This window comes from Cerasicoccus sp. TK19100, assembly GCF_027257155.1.
Taxonomy (GTDB): Bacteria; Verrucomicrobiota; Verrucomicrobiia; order Opitutales; family Cerasicoccaceae; genus Cerasicoccus; species Cerasicoccus fimbriatus.
The window spans coordinates 158,733-172,523 of sequence record NZ_JAPWDU010000001.1 but is presented as its reverse complement, the minus strand read 5'-3'; the positions used below and the strand labels follow the sequence as shown (position 1 = coordinate 172,523).

6 protein-coding genes are annotated in these 13,791 nt (G+C 47.9%); 3 read left to right on the top strand and 3 right to left on the bottom strand.

The window, feature by feature from the left end; genetic code table 11:
- Positions 1-26: 26 nt before the first annotated feature.
- From O3S85_RS00740 to O3S85_RS00730, 3 genes are all read left to right on the top strand, one after another.
- Complete coding sequence (locus tag O3S85_RS00740; protein ID WP_269537094.1) at positions 27-1,049, top strand: glycoside hydrolase family 130 protein; 1,023 nt, start codon at positions 27-29, stop codon at positions 1,047-1,049.
- 152 nt (positions 1,050-1,201) lie between these two features.
- Positions 1,202-1,684 carry a polysaccharide deacetylase family protein gene (locus O3S85_RS00735; protein WP_269537092.1) on the top strand — a complete coding sequence of 161 codons (483 nt, stop codon included), beginning with the start codon at positions 1,202-1,204 and terminating at the stop codon, positions 1,682-1,684.
- A gap of 77 nt (positions 1,685-1,761) precedes the next feature.
- Complete coding sequence (locus tag O3S85_RS00730) at positions 1,762-3,183, top strand: hypothetical protein (RefSeq protein ID WP_269537091.1); 1,422 nt, start codon at positions 1,762-1,764, stop codon at positions 3,181-3,183.
- Positions 3,184-3,257: 74 nt separating this feature from the next.
- On the opposite strand, the gene O3S85_RS00725 is transcribed toward O3S85_RS00730, so the two are convergent.
- The 3 genes from O3S85_RS00725 to O3S85_RS00715 all read right to left on the bottom strand — a co-directional run bounded on the left by O3S85_RS00725 (position 3,258) and on the right by O3S85_RS00715 (position 13,545).
- Positions 3,258-6,017: a glycoside hydrolase family 55 protein gene (locus tag O3S85_RS00725; RefSeq protein ID WP_269537090.1), complete on the bottom strand. Its 2,760-nt coding sequence runs from the start codon at positions 6,015-6,017 to the stop codon at positions 3,258-3,260.
- Positions 6,018-7,817: 1,800 nt separating this feature from the next.
- On the bottom strand, positions 7,818-9,764 hold the full coding sequence (locus O3S85_RS00720) for a hypothetical protein (protein ID WP_269537089.1): 1,947 nt from the start codon (positions 9,762-9,764) through the stop codon (positions 7,818-7,820).
- Entirely contained in the window at positions 9,748-13,545 is a 3,798-nt protein-coding gene (locus O3S85_RS00715) for an HTH domain-containing protein (RefSeq protein WP_269537088.1), read from the bottom strand. Before O3S85_RS00715 ends, O3S85_RS00720 begins: the two co-directional genes overlap by 17 nt.
- Between the last annotated feature and the right edge of the window lie 246 nt (positions 13,546-13,791).

Sequence of the window (13,791 nt, the reverse complement as noted above, 5' to 3'; positions counted from 1 at the left end):
AAATACATCACCCCTGTAGCATTACCATGACAACAGTCGACACCGCACTCCTGAAGCGCATCACCAACAACCCGATTCTCTGCGAAGACAACATCCCCTGGGACTGCATGTCCGTCTTCAATGCTGGCGTTTGCAAATGGGACGGAGAATACAAGATGCTCTTTCGCACCGATAGCGGCAGTAAAGAAAAGCCAAATGCCCGCATGACCCGCATTGGACTGGCGAGCAGCCAAGATGGCTACGCTTGGACGGTAGACAAGGAGCCAGTTTTTGATCAGGACAAAATGCGATCATGGCTGAAAGGCGAGTATGCCGCGCGCTTCGGCGACGAAGAGCTCGTCCGTATTTATGACCCGCGCATCACCGTCATCGATGGTGAGATTTACCTCTGCTTTGCACTCGATACCGCCCATGGCATCCGCGGCGGTCTAGCCCGCAGCAAAGACTTCCGCAACTGGACTCTGCTACACATCTCTCTGCCGGAAAACCGGAACATGGTGCTTTTCCCCGAACGAGTTAACGGGAATATTTTGCGTCTGGACCGTCCTTTTCCGCTCTACTTCAGAACAAAGGAATCCTTTGATATTTGGATAAGCGAGTCTTCCGATGGCAGATTCTGGGGCAACCACAAGCTCTTACTTGGGGCTGAGGAAGTCGAATGCGGAAACGCGAAGATCGGTCCCGGCGCTCCTCCAATCAAAACCGAGAAAGGATGGCTCACCACTTTCCACGCGGTCACCAATAATCCGGATCGCAACCTCGGAACCTGGGCTCACCACGGCGAATGGTATAAAGAGTATGTAGCCGGGCTCATGCTCCTCGACTTGGATAATCCTTCCGAGGTCATTGGCATGACTAGACGGCCGCTGCTCAAATCTGAAGCCCCCTACGAGCTAGATGGCTTCCGGGGCTCAGTGATATTCCCGGGCGGCTTCATTCTCGAAGACGACAATACCGTAAAAATGTATTACGGAGCAGCCGACACCGTAGTCGCGTTAGCAGAAGGCAAGCTCGATGACCTGCTAGCCTCCATTGAGCCATTGACCTAGCACCATGGCCCAGTCTCTATAGATTTCATTGGCGCAAACCATTGTGCCGGACGCTTGTCAACACACTGCCAGCGCTGAAGCCCAGCCTTTTCCGACCTAACCCAATTTACGAGACGCCCCACGCCATGCCCAGTATCCCGACCACACTTGCCATGCTGACACTCGGCGCCCTCGGCGCGACCGGAGCCACCGCGGCCGACAGCAAACAGAAGCCCGCATTGCCCTACCCGACCATAGCGGAGAATCTCATCATCTCGGGCGCTCCCGTCAAAATCGAGATCGCCCCAGTCTACGACAACAAGACCTGGGCCTTCACCACCCGCTGGGACGACAACAACCTCAATGCGCTCAACATGCAGGCCGCCATGGCCGAAATCGGCTTGAAGGGGTCCTTTTACCTCAACGGGTCGCGCGAGGACACTGCGGCACCCTTTGCCCAGCAGCTCAGCACCAAGGGCACAAGCGTCGGCGGGCACACCACCAACCACCTCTACCTGACCACGGCCAACGCCAACACGGTCTTTGACGAAATTCTCTTTAACCGCATCGAACGCGAAAGCGAAACCGACACCACGCTCAACTCTTTCGCCTTCCCCTTTGGCCGCTTTCAGGAGCGGTCGGACCCGCCGCGCTGAAGCGGATCACCCGGGCCTGGCTAAACAGCGGCTTCCACAGCAGCGTCTACGACCGGTTCATCCTGAAGAACCCGCATATGCCCGAGGGCTATGCCTCGACGGTGATTGAGGTCAAGCCCGGCGACCGTAAGGTCAATGCCGGCTCTTTCCGGAAGCAGATGGACAAGGTGCTTTCCAATCCATCAGCCGCCCAAACGCACACACCGGTTATCAGCGTTGGCGTGCACCCCTGGCAGTCCGCCGCCGAGCTGGAGAAGTTCAAGCCACTGCTGGCCGAGTACATGGGCCGGGACGACTTCTGGTATGAAACTCAGACCAACATCAGCGCCTACCGCTTTCAGGCCCTGCACACCAGCATCGAACCTGTAGCCGGGCAGACGGATGCCTACACCGTGACCCGCCCGCGCGCATCGATCGCCGGGGCAGCCGTGCCGCTCACCCTGGTGTTAACCGGCCCGAAGCCAGGCAAGATCACCCTCAACAGTCAGGTGCCCGGAAGCCAGGCGCTATCGATCCAGACTCTGAGCGTCACCCCTGGGCAGCAGCCCAACACCTGGCTGCTCAACCTGCCCTACCCGCCATACGAACCGACCACCAGCAAGATTGACTGGCTGTCTTGCGGCCTGGGCTTTGCCGACGCCCCGCACACCGCGAGCGAGTTCCCCGGCATCGAAGTGGAGCTGAAGCCCACCAACGAGGGCGGGTGGAGCCTTGAGGTAACCAACGACAGCAACACGGAACTCCGCAACGGCAGCATCATCCTGCGCCTTCACCCAGCCTATGCGCAGGGTGTCCAGTACGCCGGCAACCTTGACCTTAAGCCCAAGGGAAGCATCTCCAAAACCTTTTCCGGCGAACTAGCCAGCCACGACCCGATCATGACCGACGGTGCCGAGTTTGCCGTAGCGCAGCTGGACTTCATCCAGGGCAGCGAAGCCTGCCGCCTATACGCCGTCTACCGCGGCGTGGCCGACACCACGGCCCAAAACTGCGTGCGAGATGCATTCGCCTCGGCTGGCCCCTTTGCCCCCGACAGCATCGACCTGCAACAGGTGGTGCCTTTCAGTGCCACGGACGCAGCCCTCACCGCCATCGGCGACACGCCCGGAGCCGACTGGCACATCAGTGACAGCGAGCAGCGCACGCGCTTTTCCCGCGACCTGGTGACCATCTCCGGCACCGAGACCGCCTGGCGCGAATACGCGAAGCCCTTCAGCCGCAAGCCAAGCATCATCCCTGTCGTGGCCGACTTTACGCTACCCAAGCCATCTACAGTCACCATCACGAGCGCCTTGAAAATCGCCTTGGTCGCGATCGATGGCCAGGAGGTTACGCTTGAGGACAACGCCACCGCCGAACTCTCAGCCGGGCCTCATCGCCTATTGCTCGCTTTCAATACCGGAAAACAGATTCCCTTCTGGTGTGACTACCCACAGGAGCTCAATGTCCTCGCCGACGGCAAGCCCGTATCCTGGCTGCCCGCTCCCAAGACGGAGTAAGATCCAAGCTTGGCTCGAAACAGAAGCGCTCTTCCCTGGCGAAGCTTTCTGCGGCAGGGCCGCAGCGCTCATTACTATTCAAGCCCGTAGTAAAAAAAGTTATCAAAGCGGCTGGCCATGCCATTCCGACCGATCAAACCAAAATCGCCGGCAATCTCCAAGCCCGGATCATTGGCGATCATTAAGCTTCCATTCACGCTCGATGCTTTGACGCCATTAATGAGGAACTCGGCGTTGCCACTGTGAACCTGCACAGCCAAATTATTCCAGGCAGTTACCGGATTAAGCGGGTCGCTGAGGAGAGAAGAGACATTGCCTTCAATCTTTAAGCCGCCCGGCCCTTCAATGAGCAAGTTACCGTTACTTTTAATCCGCGCAGTATAGTCAGAATCATTGTCCACGGACTTAAAGATCAGTGTTGGCGTCGCCCAAGAAGCTCCAGGAATCTGATCCATGCACAGATCGACGCCGACTTCGTAATTAACTCCCTGTAGACGATCGGAGGGACACGTCACCGTCCACCCAGCAGTCCCCGCATAGCACAACTCTCCCAGATTGTAGAAGAAGTTAACGCCATTAACATTGCTGAACAACGACTGGGCATCATCAAAATTCTCGGTCATGCCCGGAGCCATTCTTGAAACATCCCCTTTTTGATAAAGCGCAACGGGCAAAGTATCCGTGACTGCTTCAGTAGGGCTCGTGATCCAGTAATTATCGTTTTCCGCAATACTATGTTTCCGATCCAGCGTAGAGAGCCAAATGCGGTCTGAGTTCCCGGAAATATCAATAATATCTGAACCCTCTTCAGAATGCGGAACTATATTTCCGGATAAACCAAACATCGAAAAATTCATCGTATTGTTGAGGCTCAAGAGCTTGTTACCCTCGGTTTTCATCCCGACAATGTGTATATTTTCCGAACCGTTGATCTCAATTGCTGGCGGGCCATGCCGACAATGCTCGATACTTGGAGAATAGAAATAGAGCGGAAAATACGTCCCCTCAATATCGAGTAAACGGAAATCCTCGTAACCCGCCTGTGAGCTCGTGACGACAAAACGATACTGACAGAGATTATACACGCGACCACCCGCATGCCCCGCAAACCGAACTTGTGGTTCGCCTACGACTACCTGATTAGTCGGTTCTGTGTTATACTTCGTGATGATGAAGTCTTTGAGAATCGTATTGCTGGTCTGAACTTTCAACAGCGTGACATTCTTAAAGTTCGATGCCTCATCCCCCATTGCGGAATGAATGGCTAAGTCCCCGATACGAATGGTCCCCTCTGTATCTTCGGTTTCGACAACCGTTATGGGTGTCGATTGAGGCAATGATTCGTCCACATGTAATACCGAAAGGTTCTTAGCAGCCCCGATTAAATTGACACCAGCCTTCAACGTAATGCCGCTCTTCAGGTGGTAATGCCCCCGTGGCAGAAAAACCGTTTTCAACCAGTTACTACCAGCGACAAAATCAATGGCCTCCTGGATGCCGACAGCGTCATCATCGCTCGGGTCATCCGGCGTAACGTGGATCCACCATCGGTCAACCACATCATACAGATTATTGTCCTCCCATGATGGGAAGGTGCCTGGCAGGTGACGCTCAATCAGGTCTGCTGGAGGTTCCTTTTCCACAATAGGTTCATGTTCGCTGTAATCGTCTTGCGGTTCCGCTGCATGCCAATCGACTGAATCGCGGACCACGGTTGCTTCAGTCACGGCAGTCGCATAAACAAAACTTGGTATGTGAAAGAATTTGGATGCATCGCCCGCTAGCGTTCCAAGGTAGTCCACGACCATCCTTTCCGCCTTAATATAGACGTTACGCATAGTGACATTCTGCCGGTAGTTATAAACCGCTAAACCTGCAGCACCGTTCACGGTAATTTGACCATCGATGAGCACCAAGTCACCACGTGGATTGGCAGAGTCGTTGTCGTAGGTTTTTGCATAAACAGCACGGTAGGACGGACTGGGGTTTACTTGGCTTGTAATGTTGAATCCGACCAGGCACACAGGACCGCGTGAGTTGGTAATTTTAACGCCACATGAATTCTGCCCCTCCAGCTCGATACCGACTAGCACTGGATTCGGCCGGTATTCATCGCATAGTATTCCTATCTCACCGCCAATGACTTTAAGGCCGTTGATACTGCCGCCCGACCCGGGTATTCCGTGGACACCTACTTTAAAATTCCCGGAGATAACGACATCTTCGATGACGCAGGCCTGAGCGCCGTCCATGCTGATGGCGTCAACGGTTGGGTTCTCCCCCATATCAATATTGAATCCGCGAAGCGTGGAGCCGTACTGACGCGAGGCATCTGGTGACTGAGTATATTTGTCGTAATACTGAAAATGAAATAAAAGATTATCCTGCACATTGGAATCGTCTGCCAGCTTGATGGTGGGCATTGCACCTTTTTCGCCTATCAATATGTGGCAAAATTTTAAGTTCCCATTTAATCCTTGAGGCGGAATTTGCTTACATTGCAGTTGGTCACTAACCAAATATGTGCCAGCAGGGAAATGGACAGCCAAGTTACTGGAGTAGGCATCGTCAATCGCACTTTGAATTGCCACAGTATCATCCGTAATTCCATCACCCGCCGCGCCGTAGGGAGCCTTTGTTACATCAAGAAATCCCTTCTCCCATGGATGCAAAGACGCATTGTCCTGCAAACGAGATGGAAAATCAGAGAACGGCACATTTTCTGAGTTCGTAGCTCCTTCGCTTCGTTGATTAATCAACGAAAGGCTGAGAGCAATGATAGATAGCAAAGACAACGAAGTGGCGCGCAAACACGCCCATGGGGTAGTGAACATCGGTAAGCATCTTAGGGGTTGAGTAGGCAAGCGCTAGCACGCACGCTCGAAGTAGGGAATAGAATTGTGACCCAGGAATAAACCTCTGTAAAGTTTTATTATTTAATTTATTCAGCACAGGAAGTTCACCCCTCCAACTAAATAAAGCTAAATCTACAGATGCTTTATTCTCAATAAATTGAACACGAAAGGAGTAATTGATTTGAAAGGCTGGAGGCCATCATACTTCTAGTAATCAAACAGAATTTCGCTGGCTCAATGCTCCCCTCTTTAGTTGCACTAACCAAGAGTAAAACTGAGATTGAGGAAATCGGCAGCCAATGGCTGCGCTGCATAGCATAGCATAGCATAGCATAGCATAGCATAGCATAGCATAGCATAGCCACCAGTCCCGGTATTTAGTATGTGAATGGAGTCCGCCGTTGCCTTTATCTGGCTAAAACGCAAAGTTGCTCAGCTCATTTCACATCTTACCACCCGCCTGCTGGCTAACGGCCAAACTAGCAATACAGGTTTAATATCGGAAGGCGGTATCGGGATTACTGCTCGCTGACTTCCCTAGCGGCCCGCAAGTCCACCCAATTGCCCTTTTTAACATTGTTATCTAACAAAAAATCTAAGCCAAAAAACCGTCAAAATTGGCACTTCTATGCCACACGATTTCGCTGCTGAATCCGTATCAGGATTGCCGATAATGATATTATCAGCATCTGAACACTCTTCAAAAGGCGACTGCAGGACTAACCCTCCACTCAGCAAAGCCAGTCGCAACTTGCTGTAGTTTACATCCTGAACATCACCCTGAAGTGGATTACGCTAAGCGCTGGCTACATGCGCACTATGAGATACACTCTGCCCTTACTGAGCTATATGAACAAATCTCGCTGAACCAAACATACTTCAGTGAATTATTTAAACGACAGCTTCATCAGAGCCCCAACCAATATCTAACTACCCTGCGAATGCACGCGGCTCGTTTTCCCTGAACCAAGGGTCAATAAGTGTAAAGGAAGTTGCGAATCGTACTGGTTATAAAGCCCCCCTCTATTTTGGACGTGTATATAGTAGATTTTGGAAACGTAATCCAAGTAAAGACCGATTTCATTAATCACAAGCTACCCGATTCTAAAAATAAGTTAGTAGCTAAGTTGCCGTTGGTAGCTAAAAATGAACCTACAGGCATACAATAGCCAAGGACATGCCAACTACCTGCCAGGTCAAAGTATAATGAACCATGAACAGCCCGATCGAACAGAAAGCCAGCCTCCATTCAACCAATCGCGTACGCTTATGATCCGAACCAAATGTCACTGATTGATGGAGATGAGCAGCAATTGCCCAAAAACGACTGAAAATTGATTTCATAAAACTGATCACATCAGGCGAACCTGCTGGGACAAAGTTTTTACGAGAGAGTTAAGAAATCTATCCTCTCAGCCCGACCATTTAGGCAAAGTTTTGTCGTTGAGACACTTGGTCATCTCATGCGACTGTCGAAAATCGTATTGCCCGGAAAAATTGAATCGATGCTCTGCCATTACATGCCTCGCGATACGGCTAGATCAAAGGTTCAGAGCCACGCAACGGTGGCGGATGGGGAGGGATTCGAACCCGCCGACAATTAAATATAAAATTCTTACTATCAACAACTTACAACCGCCCCACAAGATGGAAGACTTCAATTTTCAGCGAATTTGAACGCAATTAATTACTGAATCTGACTGATTTTTCAAAATGGGTGAGGATATTGATGGGAGAACATTGTGAGTATTGAAGCGGAGCATCTCAAATCTCAAATGCTCATACGGAATTCAATGGTATGTTCATCGGCTCCTCCATACATGCTCGTATAGCTGCTTCAGCTTCTGAGCAGTGTAGCCAGAGCTCCGGAACTGAATGTAGCAATAGTCTTAAGTTCACATACAGTAATTTAGCATCATCACCTGAAAGCTCAAAAAAAGACAGTTCGGTTATCCATTGGCCAACAAAGTCGCACCAATCAATTAACTCAGATCTACTTGAAGATGATGCCAGGCAGAGCAGCATAGATTCATTAACGCTCAGTTGGAACTGTTGGTCGCGTCTATATTTTCTATCTAAAATACGTAGCTCGTCTGCTAATTCCTTGCATCTGGTGACCGCTGCAACACTAGCTAATCCATTTAAAACAGTAATTAAATGAGAACGGTCTTCAATTTTTGACAGGCGATATTTTCCTTCCCTGAGAATTTTCGCTGCCATTTCCGCATGTTCTGGCTTGAGACCGTAAATTCTTGCTGAATTTACTAATGCAGTGAATGTGATGGGCTTAGGTCCATCACGAGACTCCTCCTTCAATTGATTTTCTATTGCATCAGAAAACTCCTTCGGTAGCTCAATAGCGCTTGAATCTGCTCCATCTAGCGGACCTAAATGCAAGAATAATCCCAAGTCTAGAGTGTTCATAACGCTTCCTGCTCCATGACCCAAAGTTTTTTCGTATATTGCTCCCGTCTTTGATTCTAAAATTTCCTCTGGCAGAGAATTAAGTATTCTTACCAGTAAATAGGATCTGAGGTTCGTTGTTGATATGAAATCTGGATGCCAACGTGGCTCAGAGCGCATGTCTGCAAATGTTTGCATTAAATACTGCCCAGCTCCTGTTTTCCTAGCCCAGACAGCAAAGCCATCTCCTAGGTCTATTTTCATTAATTCACGGAAAATTACTCCCGTGTGAGCGAGTGATGCTAAGCGTCTATAAAACGGAGGCTCCTTTTCAAATATTTTGTTTTTAGATATTTCGGCATCCACCAGCACAAATATTGAAGAAAACATGAAAAATGTATTCAGCGAGCTTTGATCGCATATAGCATCTATAAGCTTTAACAACTTAGGCTCCAAGTCTGGCCTCTGCTGAATAATTCTCATTCCGAGTTCAATGCCTACAATTTTTTCAAATGGGCTACCGTGTTCTTCTAGATAGATGTAAGTGGCTTCGAAGTCTAATGTTTCGAGGTCGTCGAATTCAATATGCTTTACAAAGGCGGGATGCACTAGCATGTGAAGACAATATCCGAATCCTTTCTCTCTAGACCACTTGAGATACTCTCTGAAAACTTCAATTCCCCTACAGCGGGCGTATTCCTCAATTGTGCTGCTCCCGTCGTATTCCCCTACCAACCTCTGATAGTATCTGCGAGACAAAGGGACCAAGGAGGATGATGCTATTTCCTCTGAGCCAAGTATTCGTTTAATGTTTTGTGCAACGCGAATTACCGAATCAGCAATTTCTTTATGAAATCCATCAATCTCTTTGACTTCTAGTGATCTTTCAACTGCGAGTTCCTTCCAATACTCAACCGAGTTGGCAGGTAGATACAGGTCTTTGGATATGGAGTCCAAGGCTTCCACTCGCATTGCTTTGCTTTCGGAGAAAAATGAGAAATCTGGGAGTCTAAGTCGATTTTGAGCATTAGAGAGTGAAAAGATGTGTTTCCCACCCTCTAGGTGCTCAACTTGCACGTTCCAAAACCTGCCATTCGAATCCTCAATTTGTGCATTTCCTGAACCGTTAGCCGTTTCACGTATTGCCTTATAAAAAACTTCACTCTCAAATGAAGTGTCTGATCCTCCTAATGTGACTTGAAATTTAGTATCTAAATCATACTTGCTTACAATATCAACGTCACTTAACAGACTGTCTCTCAGCATCTCTGGCAAATTTGCCAAACACTGGGCGAGAAGGATTTTTTTATGATTCGCTTTCAACCGACATCCCCTCTAAATTATCGTCCATGGGCAAATTAATAAAGAGCTCTTTTTCATGTTTAACAATCCAATCGTATGAATCTGGAAATTGCTCCTTATATGGGACCAATATTCTATCAGTAATCCAGTTCTGATAGGCCAGCTTTGCTTCCGGGGAAGCATCATGTGGAGCATGCATCAGCATTAAGATGTAGCCCAGGCCTCCTTCTCTCAAATAATACGGACCATTATGATCCTTAAAGTGACCAGCCCATCCCCTCGCATCCAACTGTGCGAACAACCAATCGGATCGGGCAATCGATATGCTCTCGTCAGGATTTCCAAGCCACTGCCGCTTTAAGACATTAACAAATACACAGAAATTATTTATTAGCCAATGTGACTCTTCGGGAACCTTGAGATAGCCACCCATTCTCAAACACAAAAGGCTCTCCCTAATCGCTTTGAGCTCAATCGATTCAACAACCCTTCCTTCCCTGATCGAGCAAGACTCCAATTGCTGCGCTAATTCGTCTTCAGAAAGAGCGATAAAGGCGTAGCCCGACCTCAACAATTTTATCTTACTATCCAAAGCGACATTGGGATCAAGACGATCTGCCAACGTTAAAGCGCTTAAAACATCCAAAGTTGTGCAGATTGGTTTCTGGCCGTCTCTCATGCTCTGATGCTTATTATAAAACCTATCATCAGAAATCACGATGTCGCATTTCTGAGCAAGAGCGATAACATCTACCGATGGGTGGTCAGGGACAGAATTTAACAACTCACTATTCGGTGATCGAGATTTACCGGTTATAATTTTTCCGCTTCGAATACCTGAGGATAAAAGCGATCTTAGCTTCTCAATTATAGAAATTATTTGATTCGATACCCCCTCATGCCCTATTAACGCATTTGATTCATTATACTCGTCCGGTGAAACTATTGCTTGGAGACCGGCCTTATGTAACTTATCCAAAAAACCAAGATGCATAAGGTAATTGATAGCTAAATCATCTAAATAGATTACTGCGCCATCATTTATTGCTGGCTGGTTAGGCCAAGGCATTTCCTGCATACTCAAATATGTTTTTGCTTTCTCAAATTCCGTTTTGGTTAACTGCGCTTTGTCATTGAGCTTCTCAACCAAACTTAAACAACTACATAGAACTTGAGAATAATCGCTCAAGTCGACTTCTTCCTCACGCAAAGAACCAATTTGATGGACTGGCCCCGGCTTTACAACAAGATGCTGCCTGTCATCAGACTCATGCCCAGATTGGGCTTCTGCGATAAATGAAGCCAATTCGTCGCCGACCTGATCGGCTAAGTCGCTTTCTGGCTTAGTGCTGGGATTAAATTTTTCTAATTTACCTCTAGAAACTAAGTCGCGTAATTTATGGGCATCCCGAACACGTGCAGGCTGATGAAACTCCACCTTCTGCTTCTCTTCGAATAACCAAGAGAGAGTTGCATGAGGAATAAGGATTTGATCCACTGAATCTAGAAATTGGCCCAGAAAATCAAGATAACCCAATGTTATTATAGCGGTTGCATCCAGGCAGATTAGTTTCCCTCCTAAGCTCAATGGGGGTAAGTTTCTATTTCCGCTAAATGCTGGTATTAAAACCCTACGCCTTGGGTCCACCTGGTCCATATTCAGCAGAGCGGGCAATAACATCATACCTAATAGGCTGCGATTAAGCATGTCACCAGCCAGAAACATGGGCATTTCGCCGCTCTTGAGGTGATCTGATACCGCTGACACTCTCGTTTCCCAGCCAGGGCGCATATCCAAAACATCTTTCAAAGTTGCTTGCTTAATCGGGCCATTCTCATCAGAAAGCTCTACAGCCCGTCTCATCCAATCTGAAGTCTCATTATTTTCATCCCAACCTGCCCGACTTGTTAGAAAATACGCACTTGCATATATCGAAGGATCTCCATCAGCCTTTTGAACAGCTGAATGAACTAAATCTCGGACATGTGATTCAGGAGCATTAACATGAACAGCAAGTTGAGCAATCTGTAGCAATTCTCGAGCGCTTCGATCCCCAGAATTATTCCTTTCATGGTCCACTATGGATAGCAAGGATTCCCATTCACCAGTGAAAATGCTCAAATTAATTGAAAGTCCTCGATAATTGGGGTCACCTAACCCACATTCCATGCTGCTGAGTGCTTCCTTCGCCAAAACGAACTCACCTTCATAAAATAGCGCCCATGCGCGGTTGATCTGTAAAGCCTGAGACTGTCCAACGAAGTCTTCTTTGTCGCTCAGAAAATCAATGATACCTTTATACGTTTGGTTCTGGCTCAGGGATTTCACAAAAATTTCTGCATGATACAAATTGCGAGTTTTTACATACAGTGTTTCTGCAAATTTTGGTAGCTCACCCCAATCTCCCCTATTGCACAATTCCTCTACCAGTTCCTGCAAAGCAGGCAATGATCCAGTTTGATTGTATTTCTCTCTAATAGAGTCAATTGGATCGGCATCTCCTGATTCAGAAATGATTTTTCTGAGTCGTTGCACCTCAGTTTCTTGAATTCCATCCGAGGCTAAACTTCTTAACTTCGTTTCTGCCTCCTTGGGCATTCCTGACCTTGCCAGCATTTCGACTTGGAGAGACTGAAGCCAAAGAGGATTTAAGTATTCTTTCAACTCGTTGAAATGCTCATCTAAAAACTCATGTGCTTTCTTTGGAGTCGTTTGTCTCAATCCAACGTAAATGCGAGCCATACTGGTTTCCATTGACGGTCCACCTCGTAAGGCAACTTGCTGCGAAATCTTGCGGTCTATATCATCTAAATTCAAGTCTATGCCATAATCCAATGCGAGAGGCACAAGGTGAAGCGTATATGCTGAACTTCGTATTCCCCTATCTAGCCGCTTTAAGCCTTCCAGCTTTGTTTCGCGATCTAGCAATTCGAGCCATAACGCATACTGCTCCTCCCTGCGAGCAGTCTCAGAACAATCGTATGCTAGCGCTACCTCCTTTGCCTTAATGAATTCCTTACGGGCTTCTCTGCGAGCTTGGATTGCATCATCATTATCGGCAAGAGGAACTTGAGAGGAATTCAGTGGAATTTGATCTAAAACAATATATCTTAATTCCACCGGAACCGTGCCCAATAGACGCGTGATCGCAGTCATATGATGCAGAATTGGGGCTTCTACATAATCTTGCTGCACCAGGTTATCCAAATGACTAAAAGCGCTATCCCATTCCTGCTCGCGCAATAGTAGTTGAAGAAGAAAAAACCTACCTTCGCTATCTAATTCTCCTGATCCAATTCCTGCTTCACTTGCCCAATTGATTGCATTCCGAGCGCTATCTTTTTGTGCAACGATCATAAGCGCAGCTGTCCGCGCTGCGGGCGTATCCAACTTACTTAGTAATTTAAGAGCTTGTGGCTTTTGATCGTCCTGGACCAACAGGAAAGCCTCTGCCATTTGCAGTTCAAGGCACGAACCAGCTTCCTTAGCAGAATCTAAAAATTCTTTAGCTAGCTCAACATCCGAGATGTAGAGAATTCTTGAGCACCACGCCAAAGCCAAACATCGGACCGAACCACTACCGTGCGCTAAATCACCGTTGCAAATTCTCTTTCCAAGAGTCCTTACCTTCGCAGTCCCATCGTATTCCGAAAAAAATCGGGCATTAATAATCGATTTAAGCTCGGATCGTATGTGGCTATCAATAAACTCGGTGCCAACATTGTAATCACCTGCCACCTGGACAGTTGTGGCATTATCCCCTGCCTTAGCTTTTTGGATGATTCTACTTTTTCCGTTCATGCTTGTCGGGACGGGAAATTGTCGCATCTCCACCAATCTGTATGTTGGTAGAATTTTTGCCGGACTTTATTTTTTGGGATAACGATGAAGTATGCTGCTTGTAGAAAATCAGACCTAGGATAAAGAAAATCAGACTTCCGCCAATTCCTGAGAAAACCCATTCTTTGTGTTCATATAACCAATTCATAAAAATCACTTTCTATTTAATCGATAATACGGCATAGCTCTAATCCTGTAAATTGAAAA